Annotated in this window: 19 protein-coding genes; 15 read left to right on the forward strand and 4 right to left on the reverse strand. The window is 61.5% G+C overall.

The features are described 5' to 3' along the window. Positions 1–161: 161 nt before the first annotated feature. Positions 162–1,148: a GTP pyrophosphokinase gene (locus BLV41_RS17515; protein WP_139244369.1), complete on the forward strand. Its 987-nt coding sequence runs from the start codon at positions 162–164 to the stop codon at positions 1,146–1,148. Here the strand turns inward: BLV41_RS17515 and BLV41_RS17520 are convergent. Next, positions 1,145–1,651 (reverse strand): VOC family protein, encoded by a 507-nt coding sequence (locus BLV41_RS17520; protein WP_074713419.1) that lies wholly within the window; start codon positions 1,649–1,651, stop codon positions 1,145–1,147. The genes BLV41_RS17515 and BLV41_RS17520 overlap by 4 nt on opposite strands. A gap of 72 nt (positions 1,652–1,723) precedes the next feature. Between BLV41_RS17520 and BLV41_RS17525 the strand changes: the two genes are divergently transcribed. The 7 genes from BLV41_RS17525 to BLV41_RS17550 all read left to right on the forward strand — a co-directional run bounded on the left by BLV41_RS17525 (position 1,724) and on the right by BLV41_RS17550 (position 8,569). Beyond that, the gene (locus tag BLV41_RS17525; protein ID WP_074712753.1) at positions 1,724–2,530 is read left to right on the forward strand and encodes an AraC family transcriptional regulator; all 807 of its coding nucleotides are present in this window, start codon (positions 1,724–1,726) and stop codon (positions 2,528–2,530) included. Positions 2,531–2,616: 86 nt separating this feature from the next. Beyond that, on the forward strand, positions 2,617–3,759 hold the full coding sequence (locus tag BLV41_RS17530) for an ABC transporter substrate-binding protein (protein WP_074712754.1): 1,143 nt from the start codon (positions 2,617–2,619) through the stop codon (positions 3,757–3,759). Between the two features lie 87 nt (positions 3,760–3,846). Further along, a complete protein-coding gene (locus tag BLV41_RS22155) occupies positions 3,847–3,999 on the forward strand; it encodes a hypothetical protein (protein WP_157884138.1) in 153 nt (50 codons plus the stop codon). Next, on the forward strand, positions 3,996–4,787 hold the full coding sequence (locus tag BLV41_RS17535) for an ABC transporter ATP-binding protein (RefSeq protein WP_083360852.1): 792 nt from the start codon (positions 3,996–3,998) through the stop codon (positions 4,785–4,787). Before BLV41_RS22155 ends, BLV41_RS17535 begins: the two co-directional genes overlap by 4 nt. Continuing rightward, positions 4,780–5,676 carry an ABC transporter permease gene (locus BLV41_RS17540; protein WP_044576080.1) on the forward strand — a complete coding sequence of 299 codons (897 nt, stop codon included), beginning with the start codon at positions 4,780–4,782 and terminating at the stop codon, positions 5,674–5,676. Before BLV41_RS17535 ends, BLV41_RS17540 begins: the two co-directional genes overlap by 8 nt. A gap of 129 nt (positions 5,677–5,805) precedes the next feature. Further along, a complete protein-coding gene (gene cobA / locus BLV41_RS17545; protein ID WP_074712755.1) occupies positions 5,806–7,077 on the forward strand; it encodes a uroporphyrinogen-III C-methyltransferase in 1,272 nt (423 codons plus the stop codon). Between the two features lie 31 nt (positions 7,078–7,108). Continuing rightward, entirely contained in the window at positions 7,109–8,569 is a 1,461-nt protein-coding gene (locus tag BLV41_RS17550) for an FAD-dependent oxidoreductase (protein ID WP_074712756.1), read from the forward strand. 266 nt (positions 8,570–8,835) lie between these two features. Here BLV41_RS17550 and BLV41_RS17555 read toward each other — a convergent pair whose 3' ends face one another. Continuing rightward, positions 8,836–10,071 carry an MFS transporter gene (locus BLV41_RS17555; RefSeq protein ID WP_139244371.1) on the reverse strand — a complete coding sequence of 412 codons (1,236 nt, stop codon included), beginning with the start codon at positions 10,069–10,071 and terminating at the stop codon, positions 8,836–8,838. Between the two features lie 191 nt (positions 10,072–10,262). Between BLV41_RS17555 and BLV41_RS17560 the strand changes: the two genes are divergently transcribed. Next, positions 10,263–11,321 (forward strand): hypothetical protein, encoded by a 1,059-nt coding sequence (locus BLV41_RS17560; RefSeq protein ID WP_139244373.1) that lies wholly within the window; start codon positions 10,263–10,265, stop codon positions 11,319–11,321. A gap of 101 nt (positions 11,322–11,422) precedes the next feature. Beyond that, entirely contained in the window at positions 11,423–12,943 is a 1,521-nt protein-coding gene (locus tag BLV41_RS22610; protein WP_244516959.1) for a hypothetical protein, read from the forward strand. Positions 12,944–13,019: 76 nt separating this feature from the next. Here the strand turns inward: BLV41_RS22610 and BLV41_RS17570 are convergent, their stop codons facing one another. Then, positions 13,020–14,468, reverse strand: coding sequence for a PucR family transcriptional regulator (locus BLV41_RS17570; protein ID WP_074712758.1), 1,449 nt, complete (start codon positions 14,466–14,468; stop codon positions 13,020–13,022). A gap of 142 nt (positions 14,469–14,610) precedes the next feature. Here BLV41_RS17570 and BLV41_RS17575 point away from each other — a divergent pair, with 142 nt between their 5' ends. From BLV41_RS17575 to BLV41_RS17590, 4 genes are all read left to right on the forward strand, one after another. Further along, positions 14,611–16,041, forward strand: a complete 1,431-nt coding sequence (locus BLV41_RS17575) for a gamma-aminobutyraldehyde dehydrogenase (RefSeq protein WP_074712759.1) — start codon at positions 14,611–14,613, stop codon at positions 16,039–16,041. 76 nt (positions 16,042–16,117) lie between these two features. Further along, the gene (gene gabT / locus BLV41_RS17580) at positions 16,118–17,476 is read left to right on the forward strand and encodes a 4-aminobutyrate--2-oxoglutarate transaminase (protein ID WP_425284281.1); all 1,359 of its coding nucleotides are present in this window, start codon (positions 16,118–16,120) and stop codon (positions 17,474–17,476) included. Between the two features lie 236 nt (positions 17,477–17,712). Beyond that, a complete protein-coding gene (locus BLV41_RS17585) occupies positions 17,713–18,612 on the forward strand; it encodes a hypothetical protein (protein ID WP_139244375.1) in 900 nt (299 codons plus the stop codon). Beyond that, the gene (locus tag BLV41_RS17590; protein WP_170835494.1) at positions 18,609–19,652 is read left to right on the forward strand and encodes a hypothetical protein; all 1,044 of its coding nucleotides are present in this window, start codon (positions 18,609–18,611) and stop codon (positions 19,650–19,652) included. The genes BLV41_RS17585 and BLV41_RS17590 overlap by 4 nt, the downstream gene beginning before the upstream one ends. Here the strand turns inward: BLV41_RS17590 and BLV41_RS22830 are convergent. Next, entirely contained in the window at positions 19,649–19,771 is a 123-nt protein-coding gene (locus BLV41_RS22830; protein ID WP_280138635.1) for a hypothetical protein, read from the reverse strand. The two genes, BLV41_RS17590 and BLV41_RS22830, sit on opposite strands and share 4 nt — an antisense overlap. On the opposite strand from BLV41_RS22830, the gene BLV41_RS17595 reads away from it, so the two are divergent. Next, positions 19,770–20,591 carry a universal stress protein gene (locus BLV41_RS17595; protein WP_074712763.1) on the forward strand — a complete coding sequence of 274 codons (822 nt, stop codon included), beginning with the start codon at positions 19,770–19,772 and terminating at the stop codon, positions 20,589–20,591. The genes BLV41_RS22830 and BLV41_RS17595 overlap by 2 nt on opposite strands. The last annotated feature ends 14 nt before the right edge of the window (positions 20,592–20,605 follow it).

Here is a 20,605-nt window from a genome sequence, read left to right on the forward strand (position 1 = left end):
CCTCACACCACCGGCGGAACCGAACGGCACGCGCGATCGTTGGGCTGGACAAGCCCTGCGAAGGTGGGAGAATTTGATCAAGGACCGGGTTCATCACCGGCTCTGACAATGGCGAGGGGGACACCATCACACACTTGGCCGTGGAGGACGCGGGATTTGTAGTGGACACCGATCAATTCCAGGAAGAGGCCCTAAACAACGCGGCTCAGGCAATTCGCAACACCATCCTCAGCCGTCTCCATGACGACGGGCTCAACCATCACGATGTGCAGTTCCGGGTCAAGGCGCCCGAATCTGCCGCGGAGAAAATGGCTCGCCGGGATGAAAACGGGCAGCTCAAGTACCCGGGTGGTCTGGAACGTCTCGACGACCTGATCGGGATGCGGGTCATCCTGTATGTGGAGAGCGACATCGAGGCAGTGGCCATCGCGCTCAGCAGTCAGTTCGCCTGCCTCGACGATGAAGACAAAACCGCCATGATGCGCAAGAACGGCGGCATTGGCTACGCCGGCCGTCACCTGACCCTTCAAGTCCCCGCCGAGAATCCGCCCAGCGGCTGCCGGGACTACATTGGCCGCCGCTTTGAGGTGCAAATCCGCACGGTTCTCCAGCACGCCTGGGCGGAGTTTGAACACGACATCCGGTTCAAGGGTTCAAGCGGTGACAACGCGGAAATCAGCCGTGCGTTCACCATGGCCTCCACACTCATTGAGCTGGCCGACCAGCAGTTCGTCAACATCAGTGACATCCTCAAACGCATCCAATCCGAGGGGACGCCCGAGGCAGCCCCGGTGTCGAGAAAGCTCGACGCCGGTACGCTCCAAGGTGTGCTGACCCGCGCCTTCCCCGACTCCCGCAGCAGCAAGGTCAACCAGTACGACTGGATGGTGAACGTCCTCGCCGCCAACGGCATAGATACGGTCAACGCCGCAGAGGACTGGTTCAACGCCATCGATCCCCGCGAGGTGTCCAAGGTGATGGGATACCGCTTCTCCCCGGGGCAGGTCCGGATCGCCGATGACCTCCTGCTGAAATTCTTTGGGGAGTCCTATGTGGACGCCACCAAGGAAGTTGGCAGTGACACCAACCGGGAAACGAAGCTGCGCTCGCGGCTGCGCAGGATCCGCACAGAACGGGACCACGCCTAGCCCTGTGTTGCCGCCCATTGAGCAACCCGCGCGGTACTTTCCTCCTCGGAAATATCCTCCACGCGGGTCATGATGGACCACCGGACCCCAAACGGATCCCGGATACTGGCAAAACGATCGCCCGAAACAAAATTCGTGGCGGGCTCTCGTACCGTGGCACCAGCCGTGACCGCCCGCTCAAGCACAGCATCGACGTCGGCGCAGTACAGGCCCAGTGAATAACAATCGTCCTCACCGTCAGGGGCGGGAACCAAATGGTAATCGGGGCTCGGCTCGCCAAGTTGCATACGGCCGTTGGCGAACTCGAGCTCGGCATGGGCCACCACGCCGTCGAACTCGGTGACCGAGACGGTCCGGGCCCCAAAAACATCCTGGTAAAACGCAATGGCCTCGGCCGCCCGTGGGATGCTCAGGAACGGGGTCAGGCTCGTGAAACCATCGGGCACCCCATGAGTCGTGTTCTGTCCATGGGCGGCGGTCGCTGTTTCTTGTGAATTAGTCATGCAATTGAGGCTACGCAGCCGCACTAAAAGGTGATTGTAGATTCACGACTTCATGGTCCATAGACTGGCGGGGTGCCCAGCTCCTTCAAAGGGATCCTGTATCCCGCCAGCCTGCCAACCTTCCACCGCCTGCCCGCGCCCCCTCACCTCGACCACCTGGTTCAGTGGTTTTGGATTCCGGAATGGGACATTGAACCAGGCCGGAGCTCGCGGCAGCAGCTGATTGCCTTTGCGGCGTGCAACCTTGTGGTCCAACGGGAGCGGCTTGAACTCGCCGGACCAACAACTCGGCTCTCACACCAAGACCTGACGGGCAGGGGATGGGCAGTTGGCGCGCTATTGCGCCCAGCCGCCGTTCCCTTCTTCACCGGGAATCCGGCCACGTTGCGGGATGTAAAAGTTGACCTTGAGTTGCCCGAGCTTCAGGACGCCGTGGTTCATGCCATGGAAGGGCCGGCTGCGGGGATGCCTCCTGAAAGCCGGCGCGAAAACGCTGTCGCCGCATTTTCTGCGTGGCTTGCCACCATCATCACGGACGTTTCCCCGGAGGCTTTGGTCGCCAACTCCATGGTGGAGTTGATCGCCAGCAACGCAAGCGTGGTCCGGATCGAAGACGCGGCAGCCCGGTTGTCCATGTCCACCCGGACCCTGCAACGTCTCTCGCAAAAGTATGTGGGCCTTAGCCCCTCGGTGCTGATCCGTCGCCGGCGCCTCCAAGAAGCGGCCGAGCGTACCCGCACACAACCCGAGGCGGACCTGGCAAGCATTGCCATTGAATTCGGCTACGTGGATCAGGCACATCTCACCAATGATTTTCAGAAAGTCCTGGGGCTGACGCCGGGCAGCTACCGGCGTTCGATGGGCCAAACAGACAAATAAGAGGCTTTTGTGACGCGGCGTGAATTCTCGTGACCCTGCGCGTCAGAGTCGTTGAGCGCCTTCGCGAATTTCCCTACCGTTGAGCCATGCCTGAAAAAACGCCCGAGACGAATGAAGTAAAAACTACCCGCATCGTGGCCGGTCAAAAACCCCGGCGCAAGATCCGCGGCATCGAGATTGCCGCGATCGCGGCCATCATCGCCCTCATAGGTGCCGGCGCGGCCGTGGCCTCCGTGGCTGCCCGCAATGACAAGCCGGCAGTAGCCGCTCCCACCCAGGCCGACACCCTGAAATTGGGCTATTTCGCCAATGTTACCCACGCACCAGCCTTGATCGGCGTCAACAACGGCATCATCGCCAAGAACCTGGGCTCCACAAAACTGGAAACCCAAGTGTTCAATGCGGGGCCTTCGGCCATTGAGGCGCTCAACGCCGGAGCCATCGATGCAGCCTACCTTGGCCCTAACCCGGCCATTAATTCATTCGTCAAGAGTGCAGGGGAGTCCATCCGGATCATCGCGGGCGCAACCAGCGGTGGCGCACAATTGGTGGTCAAGCCTGAGATCACCACGGCCGCTGCGCTCAAGGGCAAGGTCCTGGCCACCCCGCAATTGGGTGGTACCCAGGATGTGGCCTTGCGGTCATGGTTGGCAGGCGCCGGATTTGCCACGACACCCAGCGGCGGCGGTGACGTGACTATTAACCCCACAGACAATGCCAGCACCCTGAAACTCTTCCAAGAGGGAAAGATCGACGGCGCCTGGCTGCCGGAGCCCTGGGCTTCGCGGCTGGTACTGGAGGCCGGGGCAAAAGTCTTGGTCAACGAGGCGGATTTGTGGGACAAGGGCGAGTTCGCCACCACCATTTTGATTGTCAGCAAGAAGTACCTCGAGGAGCATCCGCACACGGTTGAATCGCTGTTGGCGGGCAATGCCGAGTCCATTGACTGGCTCAATGCCCATCCCAAGGACGCCGCAACGGCCATCAACACAGCCCTCAAGGCTCAGGCTGGCAAAGCCTTGGCGCCGGAGGTGATCGCCCGATCCCTGACCGAATTGAAATTCTCCGCCGATCCGCTCGCCTCAACCTTCCCCAAGCTGTTGGAAGATGGCGTCACGGCCGGAGTGGGTACGCAAGCCAATCTGACAGGGATCTTTGAACTTGGCCCGCTGAACAAGATCTTGGCCAAGAATGGCCAGGCTGAAGTTTCTGCCGGTGGACTGGATTGATCCGCGATTGTGACGCTGCGTGAACTTGCGTGACCTGTTGCGTCAGCTTCATTGATCAGGCGCAACCGGATTCCTTACCGTTTAGATATGGAAAAAAGCGGAGGCCAGCAGCGCTGGCGTGGTCTGGAAATTCTGGTCCTCGCAGTCCTCCTCGCCTTGATCGGTGCGGGAGCTGTGGCGGCCGGGTCACATAACAGTGCCGAACAGGCCACCACGGCAACAGGATTGAGGACATCATGACGCAGCTGCTCACCGCAGACGCGGCAACTGCCACGGCTCAGGGAGCCGAGAGCGCCAGCCGGCCGCCCGTCGTCGTCCTTGAAAACCTCGGCAAGAGCTTTGGATCCGGCGCTCCGGTGCTGGACGATGTCAACGCCACGGTCCAGCAGGGCGAATTTGTGGCCCTGCTGGGAGCCTCGGGCTGTGGCAAGTCCACCCTGCTCAACATCATTTCCGGCCTGGACGTTCCCACTTTGGGTGCCCTGGAGGTCCCCGCCGATGGTGCCGCATTCATGTTTCAGGATTCATCGCTCTTTCCGTGGCTTACTGCCCGCAGGAATGTTGAACTCGCGCTCAAGCTGAGAGGTGTGGGTCGGGCAGAACGCAGGGTACGTGCCACCGAACTGCTTGACCTGGTGAACCTGGGACATGCCGTTGACAAGCGCCCGCACGAGCTCTCCGGCGGTATGCGCCAGCGGGTTGCACTTGCCCGGGCCTTGGCGCAGGACCGGCCGCTGTTGCTCATGGATGAGCCGTTCGCCGCGCTCGATGCCATCACCCGGGACCTGCTCCACAATGAGTTGGAACGTGTCTGGAAAGAGACCGGCCGGACCATTATTTTTGTCACCCACAACGTGCGCGAAGCCGTACGGCTGGGCCAGCGGGTGTTGCTGCTGTCCTCGAAGCCCGGACGTGTAGTTGCCCAATGGCAGGTTTCCGATGAACACCGGACCAATGCTGCTGCTGCCGGGGAACTGACCTCCGACATCACCACCCGATTGCGCGAGGAGATCCGCCGTCATGCCTGAGACAGTTACCTCCCCCATGATCAAGAGCGGCACCGACGAGGAAATGCGCTCCCTCGAGGCCGGGTTGGACTCGCTCCAGTCCGACGCCGTGCAGCGCCGACGGATCGATTGGTCCCGCGTGCTTCTGCCGCTGGCCGCCTTCATTGTCCTGCTGCTCGCGTGGCAGTTCTACGTTTCGCTGGGGCTGCGCCGCCGCGACCTGGTGCCCGGACCGCTGGACGTTCTGGGATCGCTTGGTGCACTGTGGCAGGACGGTACGGCGCAGGAAGCCGTCTGGACGTCGCTGCAACGCGGCATCATCGGCTTCGCGGTCAGCATTGTGGTTGGCACGCCGATCGGCCTGCTCCTTTCCCAAGTCCGGATCTTGCGCCGCGCATTTGGCCCCCTGATTTCGGGCCTGCAGGTACTGCCTTCCGTGGCTTGGGTGCCGGCGGCCATTATCTGGTTCGGTCTGACCGACGCCACGGTGTACTTCGTCATGTTCATGGGCGCCATCCCCTCCATCATCAACGGCCTCATCGCCGGCGTGGATCAGATTCCGCCCCAGTACCGCCGTGTTGGCCAGATTCTGGGTGCATCGCGCTGGGAAATGGCCGTCAACGTGGTTCTTCCCGCCGCGCTTCCGGGTTATGTGGGCGGGCTCAAACAGGGCTGGGCGTTCTCGTGGCGCTCCCTCATGGCCGCGGAAATTATCGCGATGGGCGGCTCCTTGGGGTTCGGGCTGGGTTCGCTGCTCGAGCAGGGCCGCCAGCTCTCCGATATGGGGATCGTCATGTCGGCGATTCTGGTCATCCTGTTTGTGGGCATCGCCGTAGAGCTCCTGGTCTTCGCACCCGTGGAAAAGCGGTTGTTGCGCGGCCGTGGATTGTTGGCCGGCAGCACTCGCTAGCCTCCCCGTGCCCTGCTCCAGGCCGGGCGTCCGGCCTCAGCCAATCGGAATGTGTCCCCGCGTGACGCCACGTGAAGTGGTGTAACGAATCCCTTGTTTCTCTTTGTTGCGCTTCCCTAAGGTTTTTTCATGGCAATTGTGGATCTTTACCCAACCTCCCTGCGGCTCCTTGGCCGCCCCGTCCTCGTTGTGGGCGGCGGCACGGTTGCGGCCCGGCGGGCCAAGGCATTGCTCGACGCCGGAGCCCAGGTCACCCTTGTGGCCCCGGTTCTCAGCGCCCCCGCCAGGGAGCTCGCCGACGCCGGCCTTCTCACGTGGGCTGCCCGCGGTTACATAAGCGCCGACATGGACGGCGTTTGGTACGCCGTGGCGGCCAGCAATAACTTTGACGTGGACGCCTTGGTAGCCTCCGATGCAGAATCCAGCCGCATCTGGTGCGTGAACCATTCCCACGCCCAGGAATCGGCGGCCTGGACACCGGCTGTTGCCACAGTGGAGGACGTCAAGGTGGCTGTTAACGCCGGCGGAGATCCCCTGCGTGCCGTGGCCATTCGCAACGCCATCGCGGCTGCTCTGGAAAGCGGAGACCTGCCGTTGCGCCGGTACCGAAAAGCAGCAATCTCGCCAACGCCTGACCACCGAGGCTCCGTTGCCCTCGTAGGTGGTGGTCCCGGCGCCGAAGACCTCATCACGGTACGCGGACGCAGGCTTCTGGCCGAGGCTGATGTGGTGGTGGCCGACAGGCTTGGCCCCCGCGGCCTGCTGCAAACTCTCGGCGACGACGTGAAGATCATCGAAGTCGGCAAGACCCCAGGTCATCACCCCGTTCCGCAAACGGAAATCAATGCCATTCTGGTCCGCGAAGCCCAGGCCGGAAAGCGCGTGGTCAGGCTCAAGGGCGGCGATCCGTACGTGCTGGGCCGCGGCGGCGAAGAAGCGATCGCCTGCCGTGAAAACGGTGTGGACGTGGAAGTTGTTCCGGGTGTCACCAGCGCCGTCAGTGTTCCTGCTGCCGCAGGCATCCCCGTCACACACCGCGGACTGGCCAAGGCGTTCACCATGATCAGTGGCCACGAGGAACTTGAAAACGTCCCCCACGGCAGCGATCACACGGTGATTCTGCTCATGGGCGTTGGCACACTTAACCGGTCCATGCCCATCCTCGAAGCCGCCGGCCGGGACAAGGACTGCCCCGTGGCCATCATTGAAAACGGCTACGCCAAGGACCAGCGCGTCACCATTGGCACCCTGGGCACCATCGTGGCCCTCGCCCAGGCGGGCCAGGTACGCAACCCGGCGGTCGTCGTCGTCGGTGACGTGGTGCGTGTCAGCCCCTTGGCGCCGCTGGAACTGGCCACCGCCAACTATGGCACGCGGGAAACTTTCAGTTCTCTCTCTTAGACTTATCCATAAGCCCTTTGTACATACAGAAATGAGCACAGCCGTGTCATCAAACTCTTCAGTAGCGCCCGGAACGCAGGACCGTCCCCTGCGCATCGCCGTCGTTGGCTCCGGCCCGGCCGGCGTTTACGCGGCGGACATGATCACCAAGAGCGCCGAAGTGCGTGATGGTCTAGTTGTCAGCATTGACCTTTTTGACCGCTACCCGGCCCCGTACGGCCTGATCCGTTACGGCGTTGCGCCCGATCACCCCCGTATCAAGGGCATTGTGAACGCGCTCTACAAGGTGCTCGACCGGGGCGACATCCGCTTCTTCGGCAACGTCGAGTACGGAACGGACCTCTCCCTTGAGGACCTGCAGAAGCACTACGACGCCGTCATTTTCGCAACCGGTGCCATCAAGGATGCGGACCTGAACATCCCGGGCGTGGAGCTTGATGGTTCCTATGGCGGTGCCGACTTTGTCTCCTGGTACGACGGGCACCCTGACGTATCCCGCGAATGGCCGCTGAATGCGAAGGAAATCGCCGTTATCGGTAACGGCAACGTGGCCCTGGACGTGGCCCGCGTGCTGTCCAAGCACGCCGATGACCTGCTGGTCACGGAGATCCCAGAGAACGTGTACGCCGGTTTGAAGGAATCGCCCGTCACGGACGTGCACATCTTTGGCCGCCGCGGCCCTGCCCAGGTGAAGTTCACCCCCATGGAGCTGCGCGAGCTCAGCCATTCCAAGGACGTTGACATTGTTCTCTACGAGGAGGACTTCGATTTCGATGAGGCCTCCGACGTTGCCGTGAAGAGCAACAACCAGGTCAAGACCATGGTCAACACTCTCACCAACTGGCTGGTTGAGCAGGAGGACGACGCCGCCGACCCCACCACGGGTGCCTCCCGCCGCCTCCACCTGCACTTCCTCCACAACCCGGTGGAGATCACGGGCCAGGACGGCAAGGTTACGGGCATCAAGTTCGAGCGCACCGAACTGGACGGAACAGGAAATGCACGCGGAACCGGCGAGTTCATCGACTACCCGGTCCAGGCCGTTTACCGCTCCATCGGATACTTTGGTTCGGCCTTGCCGGATGTGGAATTTGACCACAAGCGTGGCGTTGTCACGAACGAGGCCGGCCGCGTAATCGGTACCGACGGCACCCACGTACCGGGAGTCTATGCAACGGGTTGGATCAAGCGCGGCCCAGTTGGCTTGATTGGTCACACCAAGGGCGATGCCTTGGAAACCATCACCCACCTCTTGGCTGACCGTGAGGAACTTCCCCTGGCAGCTGTGGCGACGCCGGAAGCAGTGACCGAACTGCTCGATTCCCGCGGCGTGGAATTCACCACGTGGGAAGGCTGGCTGGAACTTGATGCGCATGAAAAGGCATTGGGTGCCGCCGCGTCAGAGACCGGCCCGGTTCAGCGCGAACGCGTCAAGGTAGTGCCCCGCGAAGACATGGTCAGCGTGTCCCGCGGCGCCTCGGTAGTGGGATAGTCACGGCAGTTCTTCGGTGGCTAATCCCAGGGTTCTAATCCTTGGGGTTGGCCGCCACTGGGCCGAAGGCGGCGTCCGGATCGTGGGCCACAACCCCTGCAAGCACGTCTCCATGACCTTCTTGCAGGGGTTGGTGGAGGCTTTGGCTACGGCTAGATGGAAGTTCCGATCGCAAACCACCCAGATGCCATGATCGCCACGGTCCCACGAATCACGGTGCGGTGAGGTGCGAGGAGCCAGTGGTTATGAGGAGTTTCCTTTGTGGATCAAGAACTCTTCCGGCCGGTTGCCGTGAGCAACCAGGCTAATACCACTTGCACGGCGGCCACGGCCACAAGAAGAATAAGCGGCAGCGTCCATCCACCGGAGAGGCTGTGGGCCAGGCCCATTCCAAACGGGCCCATTGTCCCAACCAAGTAGCCCACGGACTGGGCGAGCGTTGACATGGCGGTGGCTTCCGCCGTGGTGTTTCCGGAGCGGCTGATGACAACCAGAACCAGCGAAAAAACGCCAAAGCCGAGCCCCAGCAATAGCGCAGGTGCCACGGCCGCCTGCGCGGGCAACACCAAAAGCGCGACTGCGCCGAGCAGGTACGAGCCGCTGGCCACCATGAAGGCGCGGCGTAGTCCGCCGGGGCGCCCGGCGAGGGCCAGCAATGCAACATTGCCCCCTACGGTCACAACTTGCGCCAGTCCCAAGAACAGTCCCGCGGTCGTGGGGTCGAGGCCGCCGGCGATTAAGATGGTGGGCAGCCAGCTGATGATGGAGTAGGCAGCGATGGCTTGGATCGTGAAGAACGCTGTTATGAGCAGGCCCTGACGCGTCTTGAGAAGCACCCACGGCGAGCTACGCATTCCACGGCCAATCACTTGGCGGCGGTGGGCGGCGAGGGCCACCGGGATGAATGCGATCAGAGTAACGACGGACAGGAGGGACCATGCAGCCAGGCCGAGCGACGGCGAATCCAGCTGCAGGGCCAGCGGTACGCTAACGGCCGCAGAGATCGTGGCGCCGAGTGACATCGTGATCGTGTAAACGCCCGTCATGGTGGTGGTTTTGCTGGCGTAGTGCTCGCGGATGAATGACGGCATGGCCACGTTGCAAACGGCCAGTCCGGACATGCTCACTACGGTACCCAGCACCAGCATGCCCACACTCGGGACCGCCCGCAGCGCCAGGCCAACGGTCAGAGTCGCGAGGGCCAGTGCGATTGCCTTCTCCACGCCTACGCGACGGACCAGCCACGACGTGCCGGCACCCGCTACCGCAAAACACAGTGTGGGAATCGAGGGCAGAAGGGCCGCAGTGAACGTGCCATAGCCGAGCACCAGCTGGAGGTCGTGGAAGAGCGCCGAGGCGCTGGAGATTCCTGCGCGCAGATTCAGGCCCACCAAGGCAACCGCAAGGATTCCGACGACGGCGACGAGCCGCTTGCGGGGGTGCGGTGCTTGAATTGAGTGGTCGGCTTGGGAGGCTTTTGAGGTGTGGAGAGCAGAAGACATTACTTCAATGGTAGGACGTTAGACGTCTGACCAAGCAATGTGCGCGACAGCAGGAATTAGGTCCTAGCTATGGATGTTCCTGACCGGCGGTCGTAGAGTGGTCCGTAGATACTTGTGCTGGTCTCGAACAAAAGGTCTGGGGTGTTGGGGTGCGTGGGGACGCGAAGTCTTTGCTCCTGAACGATTCCTTGATGTTTGCCGCCCGAATGGTTCTCGGAAGTATCTTGTTTGCGGCCGCGATCGTGGTGCTAGGTTCAACATCTGCCTTTGCGGCTTCGCACTCACCCTCCGCCACGCAACCCTCATCCGAACAGGATTCCTCAAGCGGGTTGCTGTCCGGCAACCTCAGCCCCATTGGGAACGTGGTGGACAAAACCATCGCTCAGGTGCCGGTCGTCCATGACATCCGTGGGATTACAGCGGTTGATACCGTTCTGCCCCCGGTGGCCACTGTCACGGACAACCTCGAAAAAACCGTTCAGGCCGCGCCAGTTGCGGGACCTGTGATTGCTCAACCGGTCGTCAGCGCTATTGACGCCGTGGCAGCTCCTGTCCTGGGCGCTGTGGATCAAGTGACTCAGCCGGTTTTGGCGGTTGTGGCCCCCGTGATTGATCCGGTGTCCGCAGCTGTAATCCCTATTGTGGACTCAGTAGTCGGGGGCGTTTTCGGAGGGATTGGCGCCGGGGTGGACGAGGTCGTGCCGTTTCTGCCGGAAATCCCAGGAACTAACCCCATCGTCCCCCAAATACCCGTGAGCCCCGGCGAGCTACCCGGATCCATTGATGTAGTAACTAGTGACTCAAGCACACAGCAAGCTGGGTCTAACCCAACAGCGTCTGTGACGGGTGCACTTGCCGGCTTGGCGACTTCGTCCATCCAAAATTCGGTGCCAAGTTCCTTCAAGACGCCCATGGAAGTTCTGGCCGGAGTCGGCCTGGGCCATGGAGAGTCCTTCTTGGGCGCTACGCCATCGCCTCCCGTCCTTGATTCCTCTGCAGTCGCCGGCGCAGCGTGTGGCTCAAATTCGAGACTTTCGGCAGTGGGCCCATGCGGCGCCGATCTGGCTACTGCCGCAGGTCCAGGCCCGTCGGGGGCTGGGTCCGGCGGTGCCGGAGGGGCTTCAGGAACGGCCGCCAATGAAAACTTCTCAGGGTCACCAGTGTTTGCAGCTGGGTTCTCGGCGATGATCAATGCCGATTGGCCGCTTCCTGCCTCCATGCCCTCCCACCCCGGATCATCACCTGACTAGATGACCGTCTGTCTGTCTTGAAGCCTGAGCAGACAACACGGTATTTCCCTGGCTTGCATTCGCAACCAAGGTCAAAAAATCTTTGTCAGGAGTTGGACATTATGCATGTTGTTATTCGTCGATCGCTCTGTGCAGCGGTCTTTGCCGGAGGCCTTCTCGCCCTCGGTGCAGGTGCGGCCAGTGCCACAGATCAGTCCAGCGCAGGCAGTAGCGATTCCCTCGCTGGTGCGCAAAGCGTTGTTGCAGGGATTGCCAGTAGCTCCTCCGCCCAGAACGAAGGTGGTCTCCTCGGGGGCCTCCTCCGCGGCGCCGCTGATGGAGCCCTGGGCAACGTTCCGGTGGCTGTCCCTGTGACGGTTCCGGTGAATGCTTCCGGCAATGCGGTGGGTGTTTTGGGTAACGCTGTTTCCACGGATTCGGCTGCTTCGAACGGCTCTGCTGCTCCTGGTGTGGATCAGGGTTCCTCGTCAGGTTCCGGTGATGGTGGTGGCTTGTTGGGCAACGTTCCGGTGGCTGTCCCTGTGACGGTTCCGGTGAATGCTTCCGGCAATGCGGTGGGTGTTTTGGGTAACGCTGTTTCCACGGATTCGGCTGCTTCGAACGGCTCTGCTGCTCCTGGTGTGGATCAGGGTTCCGGTGATGGCGGGGCTGGCTTGTTGGGCAACGTTCCGGTGGCTGTCCCTGTGACGGTTCCGGTGGACGCTTCCGGCAACGCGGTGGGTGTTTTGGGTAACGCTGTTTCCACGGATTCGGCTGCTTCGAACGGCTCTGCTGCTCCTGGTGTGGATCAGGGTTCCGGTGATGGCGGGGCTGGCTTGTTGGGCAACGTTCCGGTGGCTGTCCCTGTGACGGTTCCGGTGAATGCTTCCGGCAATGCGGTGGGTGTTTTGGGTAACGCTGTTTCCACGGATTCGGCTGCTTCGAACGGCTCTGCTGCTCCTGGTGTGGATCAGGGTTCCTCGTCAGGTTCCGGTGATGGTGGTGGCTTGTTGGGCAACGTTCCGGTGGCTGTCCCTGTGACGGTTCCGGTGAATGCTTCCGGCAATGCGGTGGGTGTTTTGGGTAACGCTGTTTCCACGGATTCGGCTGCTTCGAACGGCTCTGCTGCTCCTGGTGTGGATCAGGGTTCCTCGTCAGGTTCCGGTGATGGTGGTGGCTTGTTGGGCAACGTTCCGGTGGCTGTCCCTGTGACGGTTCCGGTGAATGCTTCCGGCAATGCGGTGGGTGTTTTAGGCAACGCCGTTTCCGCGGGCTCTGAGGCAACAGACATCGTTACGCCGGAACCACCGGTGATCCCCGTGACTCCAGTTACGCCAGTAACTCCTGTAACGCCGGTAACCCCGATTGTCCCCGTAACTCCAGTGACGCCTGTAACCCCGGTAGCCCCAGTGGCGCCTGTGACCCCCGTAGTTCCCGGGACGACGTTGAGCCCATCAACGTCCGGCCATTCCCCTGACAGTGTGCAGGCGCTGGGTTCGAGCGTTCAAGCATTGGGCGCTGGCGCACCAGCCCAGTTGGCGTACACCGGCAGCGGTTGGTGGCCCGTCTACTGGTCAGCCCAGGCACTCCTTGCGGGGCTCGCACTGATCCTGCTCCTGCGCAGGTTTAACGGCGGGGTATAGACGAGGGGCAGGGCGACGCCGTCGGCCTGCATCAGGAATTCCGTATGCTGTGGCAACACGGCTGCGGAATTCCTGGTTAGGCCTGCGGTGAAAGCCGCCGTACCGCAAGGGCCAGCCATAGCTGGACCCGGTCAGGCGTCAGGGCGGGGTCATACCCCGTGAGCTCAGCGATCTGTGTGAGCCTGTAACGGACCGTGTTTCGGTGCAGAGCCAAGGCCTCCGCCACGGCAGCCACAGATCCATTGAGCCGCAGAAACGTTTCCAAGGTATCGACCAGTTCGGCCCCATGGGCGTCGTCGAAATCGGTGAGCGGGCCCAAGGCTTCCGCCGCCATATCGGCCATGGGAACATCACCACTGGCCAAGAGAAGGGATGTCAGGCTCAACCGTTCAGGGACATTGACCTCCAGTCCACGAGTCGTGGCTTCTCGAGCCTCAAAATAGCTCCACCGCAGGCCATTGGCCTGGGGATATGCGCCACCGATACCCACAGGGGCCGTAATTCCCACATTGTGCATTTGGTGGCTAAGATCCCTGCCGAGGACGGCGGGGTCACCTGCATGAGTGGGGACTACTAGGAGCAATTCCTGCCTGCCCTCGGAGCTGATCGTGGCCGCAATTGCGTTCTCAAATCCGGTTGGCAGGGTAATCGTTGACAGGGTCGAGAACTTTCCTTCTTCCACACTGACGAGAAGGACAAAGTTCTTTGCCGCCGGCGAGATGCCCAAATTGTCCAGGCGTGCTGCTGAATCTGCCGCATTGAGCGTGCCCCGAACAATATCGGCGATGGCCTGACCGGCGATCTGGCGCGCACTTTGCCGCCGTTGTACCAAGTTATTCAACTCAATACTGATGAGTCCACGGGCGTAATCAACAATTCCGTCATCATGGAAAGGTTTGTGAAGCCACAGTGTGCTGGCGTCACGCTTGCCGGTGGAAAGTGCGACGGCGTGCCAAGCGCCGTCGTCCGGGGTGAGGTCCGGAGACGTGGCGGCAACCTCGCTGCCGTACTGGGTGATGACCAAATTGGCAGCCACCATGGAAGAGAGCTTTTGAAGCAGCGCAGGCAAACCCCCGCCGGTCAACAGTGTTCGGGCCAGCACCTGGTGCTCGCGCAGCAGACGTTCCAGTTTGGTGTAGTGGTCCGAGGAACGGGCGTCGGCGACGAGCTTTCCGATCGCAATGAACGGGGTGATGTAGGGGACCTCGACCACTGGAACGGACCACCGGTTGGCTTCGGCAATGAGGGCCGAGGGCACGGAGTCATGTTCAAATCCAATGCCAAAACCAATGCCGACGGCGCCTGCCCTCTTGATCTGGCGGACAAAAGACCGCTGTGCATCGGCGGTGCCTTGGCGCGCTCCCGTGGTGAGAACCAACTCGCCCCCGCTCAGGAACGACTGAGGGTTTTCCAGCTCGGTCACCGCCACCCAATCGATAGCGGCTGACAACGGGGTCCGGGTGGAACCCAGATTCTTCAATTGCAAGGTGGGAACAGCCAAGAGGTCTGCCAAGGAAAGTGCCATGTATCAACTATACAAACGCACTATGAGAAGTGGCGGCTGTGGTGCAGTTGGCTATTCATGGTTGCGTTGTTGCTGGCTTAGGCTTTCGCATAAGCCGTACGTAATCCGCATCACCCACTTCAAACATAAGAGGTTGAACACCGTGGTCCAGACCTTGCAGAACTTCATCAATGGCGAATTCGTGCCCGTTACCGGAACCGAATCCCTAGACATCGTCAATCCCAGCACCGGGGAGATCGTTGCCACGGCTCCCATCTCCAGCCAAGCTGATGTTGATGCGGCCATGACGGCGGCGGCCACGGCGTTCAAGAGCTGGAAGCATGCAACACCGGGGCAACGCCAAAGCGTACTGCTGAAACTGGCCGATGCCATTGAAGCGCGTAGTAGCGACTTGGTTGAAGCCCAGCACCGCAATACCGGCCAGGTCAAGCAGATGATCGCCGATGAGGAAGTGGCCGCCGGCGCTGATCAACTGCGCTTCTTCGCCGGTGCTGCCCGCCTTCTGGAAGGTCGCTCCGCTGGCGAGTACATGGAGAACTTCACTTCCTATGTGCGCCGCGAACCTGTTGGCGTCATTGCACAGGTCACCCCGTGGAACTATCCCTTCCTCATGCTGGTCTGGAAGATTGGCCCGGCCCTGGCCGCCGGCAACACCGTGGTGCTCAAGCCCAGCGACACCACCCCCGAGAGCACACTTGTCTTTGCAGACATCGCCAAGGACATTGTGCCGGCCGGTGTCCTGAACTTTGTTCTGGGCAATGGTGGCACCGGTGCGGCCATGGTTGACCACAAAACACCCGCCATGGTGTCGATCACCGGCTCCGTGCGAGCCGGAATCGCCGTGGCCACGGGCGCGGCCAAGGGGCTCAAACGCGCACACCTTGAATTGGGTGGCAAGGCGCCAGCCATTGTCTTCGCCGATGCCAACCTCGGCAAGACGGCCCAGGAAATCGCAGAGTTCGCCTTCTTCAACGCAGGCCAGGACTGCACCGCCATCACCCGGGTGCTGGTTGAAGAATCAGCACACGAGGAATTTGTCGCAGCACTGGCTACCGCCGCCAAGGGCCTGGAAACGGGCAACCCGGACGAATCCAAGAACTACTTTGGCCCGCTGAACAACGTGAACCACTTCAACGACGTCGTCAAAGTGGTCGCGAACATCCCCGATTACGCAACCATTGTCACGGGCGGAAAGCGTGTGGGGGAGAAGGGCTTCTTCTTCGAGCCCACCGTGGTGGATGGTGTCAAGCAAAGTGATGACATTGTCCAGCAGGAAACCTTCGGGCCGGTCATCACCGTTCAGACCTTCAAGACCGAGGAAGAAGCAGTAGAAATGGCCAACGACGTTGATTATGCTCTCGCGTCCAGCGTCTGGACCTCCAACCATGGAGTTGCCATGCGTGTCTCTCGAGACCTGGACTTTGGTGCCGTGTGGATCAACACCCACATCATGTTGACGGCCGAGATGCCCCACGGCGGCTTCAAGCAGTCGGGCTACGGCAAGGACCTCTCCATGTACGGCGTCGAGGATTACACCCGGATCAAGCACGTCATGAGCAACCTCGACGCATAGCGCCATTCCGGCCTCATTGTTACACCGAGAGCCGGGAAAGAATTACCCCACTTCCATCATTTTGAAAGGAATGTCCATGAGCGATATTCAGTACCGCCTTGCCCAGAAACGCCAAATCTTAGGGGCATTCCCCGGACCCAAGTCCGTGGAGCTCGAGACCCGCCGCAAGGCAGTTGTTGCTGCCGGCGTTGCCTCGGGCGTGCCGGTTTACGTTGAAGACGCCGACGGCGGCATCATCAAGGACGTAGACGGCAACTCCTTCATCGATCTGGGCTCAGGCATTGCCGTGACCAGCGTTGGTGCCTCGGACGCAAACGTGGTCGACGCCGTCCGCGAGCAGGTTGGCCACTTCACCCACACCTGTTTCATGGTCACGCCCTACGAAAGCTATGTAGCCGTGGCAGAAGAGTTGAACGCGCTGACCCCCGGCACCCATGAAAAGCGCACGGTATTGTTCAACTCCGGCGCCGAAGCCGTGGAGAACGCGGTCAAGGTAGCCCGCCTGGCCACGGGCCGCGACGCCATCGTGGCCTTCGACCACGCCTACCACGGCCGCACCAACCTGACCATGGCGTTGACCGCCAAGGCCATGCCGTACAAGACGAACTTCGGTCCGTTCGCACCCGAGATTTACCGCGTGCCCATGAGCTACCCGTACCGCGAGGAAGCCGACATCAAGGGTGAAGAGGCAGCCCGCCGCGCCATCACCATGATCGAGAAGCAGATCGGCGCCGGCTCGGTTGCCGCCATCGTGATCGAACCCATTCAGGGCGAGGGAGGCTTCATTGTCCCGGCCGACGGGTTCCTGCCCACCCTGGCCGCATGGGCCAAGGAGAACGGCGTGGTCTTCATCGCCGACGAGGTCCAGTCCGGCTTCTGCCGTACCGGCGAGTGGTTCGCCTCCCAGCATGAGGGCGTTGTTCCGGATATCATCACGATGGCCAAGGGCATCGGTGGCGGCTTGCCGCTCTCTGCAATCACCGGCCGCGCCGACCTCATGGATGCCGTGCACCCCGGTGGTCTCGGCGGCACCTATGGCGGAAACCCCGTTGCCTGCGTCGCCGCACTGGCAGCCATCAAGACCATGAAGGAGCACGACCTCAACGGCCGTGCCGCCAACATCGAGCGCATCGTCACCGACCGCTTCAACGCTCTCGTTGAAGAAATGGGCGAGGCCGGCATCATCGGCGAAATCCGCGGCCGTGGCGCCATGATGGCGATCGAACTGGTCAAGCCCGGCACGGCCAACACCACCAAGGAAGTCAACGCCGAAGCCGCCAAAGCCATAGCCGGTGCCTGCCTGCAGGCCGGCGTCATCATCCTGACCTGTGGCACCTACGGCAACGTCATCCGGCTGCTCCCGCCGCTGGTCATCAGTGACGAGCTCCTGAACGACGGCCTGGACGTCCTCGTGGAGGCTATCCGCTCCGTCTAGCCTTGCGCGAATGATGCGATAGGGAGGCGCTTGTGCCGGGGAATTCGTCCGGAACAAGCGCCTCCCTATTTTGTGGTTGCCCTAAATCTCAAGACGGCTGGGTATTGTGGGAGGAATATTCTGTTTCCGACTCGGCACTTTGGGGTGGCATGGGCAATCAGGGCTTTGATCATCGGTATCCGGCGTTGTTTCAACCCGGCGGAGAAACATGGGCGACGTCGGAGCCTCCTTCAGCTTTGCCCGCCCCGTCCGCCGGACTAGTCACGCCTGCTCCGGTAACGAATGACAGTGAGGATGCCCTGGGAGCCACCCCAGAAGTAATTCCTGTCACCGCAGCCGACACCCAGACGCCTGAGCCTGGATGGAGCGCGAGATCCTGGATCATCGCCAGCATCGCTGTTCTTGTCACTTTTGCCGGAGCAGCATTTTGCTTTCTGGCAGTTTCCTTCATTCCGTCTTCTAGCACGTGGGCCACGACGAATGGACCGGGCGTCGTGGCAAGCCCATGGGGCTACACCATCCTTCCCGGCGCTCCGGCATTGGCCACCGCGGCGTTAGGCATGCTCGCGGCTGCTTTTGTCCTGGGCTCACGCCATTATCGGAGCCAGTGGCTGCGAGGCGCTGCAGCCCTCGTGGGGACAGTTGCGCTTGTTGGTGGAACTATTGCGTGTTTCAGTACCACGCTGTGGCCGGACTTGTTCTACCAGCCTTATCAAGAGCAGGAAAACGTAGTTCCCATTCAGTGGTCCATGATGTTCCAGTGGGCCACCGCGCCGTTTCTTACCGTGGGATTGTGCATCCTCAGCGTGGTTGCCGTCACCAGCCCCGAAGGCAAGCCGAGGGGCGGCGTTTATTCGGCCAAGACCGCCTTTGTAATGGGCGCTGTGCTCGTTGCAGCGGCGTTGTGGGCCTGGTTTGCTACCTCCCTCTACCCTCTCCAGTCGCACGGGGAGGCCATCACAACTGGTGACTATGAGTCCTGGACAAACCCGTGGCCCAATGCGGTGGCGCAGGCTGGGGGACCGCTGGTCATGGTGGGTGCCGGAGTTCTCTTGTGGGGTGCGCTCATCCTGGCAACTTCACCGCCGGCCGCTGCACGCAGGGAAGAAAGCAGTGAAGCTGGGGAAGAATCATGAGCAAACAAGGCTTCGACGCACGCTACCCGGCCATGTTCCAGCCCGGTGGTGAGCCAGGGGCGACGCCGGCGTCCTCACCACCGCCGACTCTGGTTCAGGCAGAGATGCCAGCACCATCGGGAACGGACATGCCAATCCGGCCGAAGCCAGCTCCGCCCATGCCTGCCCTCACCGGGCCGGGATGGGCGGCGGGGCAGATAAGAAAGAGTCCGTGGGTTGTTTGGAGAGGGCCCATGGCCTTTGGTGCCGTTCTGGTGGTGGCCGCGGTTTTTTGTTTTGCAGCGCAATATTTGGCCCCGGTCACTGTCAGCCTTGAACAAGAACTGGTGCCGAATGCCCGGAATGCATCGTGGGCCTTGGCTCTTTATCCGCTTGCCACGCCATTGTTGACCGCAGGCCTCTCGCTCCTGATTTTTGTGATGTTCATGATTTCGCGATTGAGCGCTGAACGTGAAAACCGGATCCGGACATGTCTGGGGGTTTTCGGTGCGGGGCTGCTCATATGCGGCGTCGTTGCCCAGTTTGGCCGCCAGATCTTCCCAACACCCATGGGTCCTGTCCTGGTTGTTGATGCAGAGACGGGCATGCCGTCCTCCTATGTCTTGAGCCTGCCTTTGTCCCTAGCGCTGCCTGAGATTGCACCGGCGCTCCTTTGGGTGGGGTTGGTGGTGATTGCTGCACTCGTTTCAGTGCCTCGGGTGTGGCGGTTCACCGAAACGGAAGGGGTCACAGACGACGTTGATTTGGTGGCGCACCAGGCCTTTTCTCGAGCCCGATCAATCAAGGCCGGAGCACTGTTCGCAGCGTTGGCAATCGCCGCAGGGTTGGCTCCCCAAATCTTCCCTTCGGTAGCAGCCAGGTCCGTGGCTGGTGAAGGCGGCATAACCATGCTGCAGCCATGGACAGAGACTGTCACGGTACTTGCACCGTGTTTGCTGGCGGCAGGACTGACCGTCCTTGCCGTGGGGGTTCTCAGCACCACAGTGCGAGCCGCCCTGGCGGGGCTGACGCAAGAGCCGCCATCCGACGTCGAAGGTTAGCTCTCAAAATCCACAAAGCCTGTTGCCTGAGGCCTCTCCCGCTGTACAGTCAGTGCTACGAATGCAAGGATGCCGCCAGCCAGGTACTGGGAAAGCGCACCGTCGAAGGGTTGATTCATGAAATATGTTGTCGGATACCGGCCTGACGAGCGCGGCGCCGATGCCGTGGCCCTTGCTGGAGTCATCGCCAGGACTCAGGGTGCACAACTACATCTTGTCAACGTGGTTCACGGCGGTAAGGCTGCCGATCCAGACATGGAGAAACACGCTTTGGCCATGGTTCCGGACGCTGTCGAGGCCACGTTCTCCACCCGAGTTTCCGAGTCCTTCATCAACGGCTTGATCGATGCTGCCAAGGAGGACGAAGCCGCCCTGATCGTGGTGGGCGCGGCCAGCAACGGCTTGTTCAAACGCTTCACGGTGGGCTCCGTGGCCAACGGGTTGCTGCACGCATCCCCGGTGCCCGTGGCGCTCGCCCCGCGCGGGTATAACCGCAGGGAGCCGCTCACGCGCCTCACCGCCATGATTGGAACGCGGGAAGGCTGGCAGTCCGTGCTCGACGTCGGCGCCACCGCTGCCGGGCGCCGCCATGTGCCGCTGCGCTTGGTTTCCGTGGTGGAACTGGACCAGCTGGAGCAGACCGACTTCAGCCTGGACAATGCCCTGAGTCCCGCCCGGCAGCACGTGAACACGGTGCTCGCCAAGGCTGCGGCAGATCTGCCGGACACCAAGGTCACCGTCACCCTTGCCCACGGGCGCAACATTGAAGAAGCAATTGACGGGATCGGCTGGAAATCGGGGGAATTGGTCATTGTTGGTTCCAGCAGGCTGGCTGAGAACCGGAAGATCTTCCTCGGATCCACGGCCAATAAGATCTTGCGCGCGCTGCCCGTGCCCATGGTGGTAGTTCCCCGAGACTTCCAGAAGCAGGGGATCTAGCAGTCAGGTCTGGT

Source organism: Arthrobacter alpinus, from assembly GCF_900105965.1.
GTDB classification, from domain to species: domain Bacteria; phylum Actinomycetota; class Actinomycetes; order Actinomycetales; family Micrococcaceae; genus Specibacter; species Specibacter alpinus.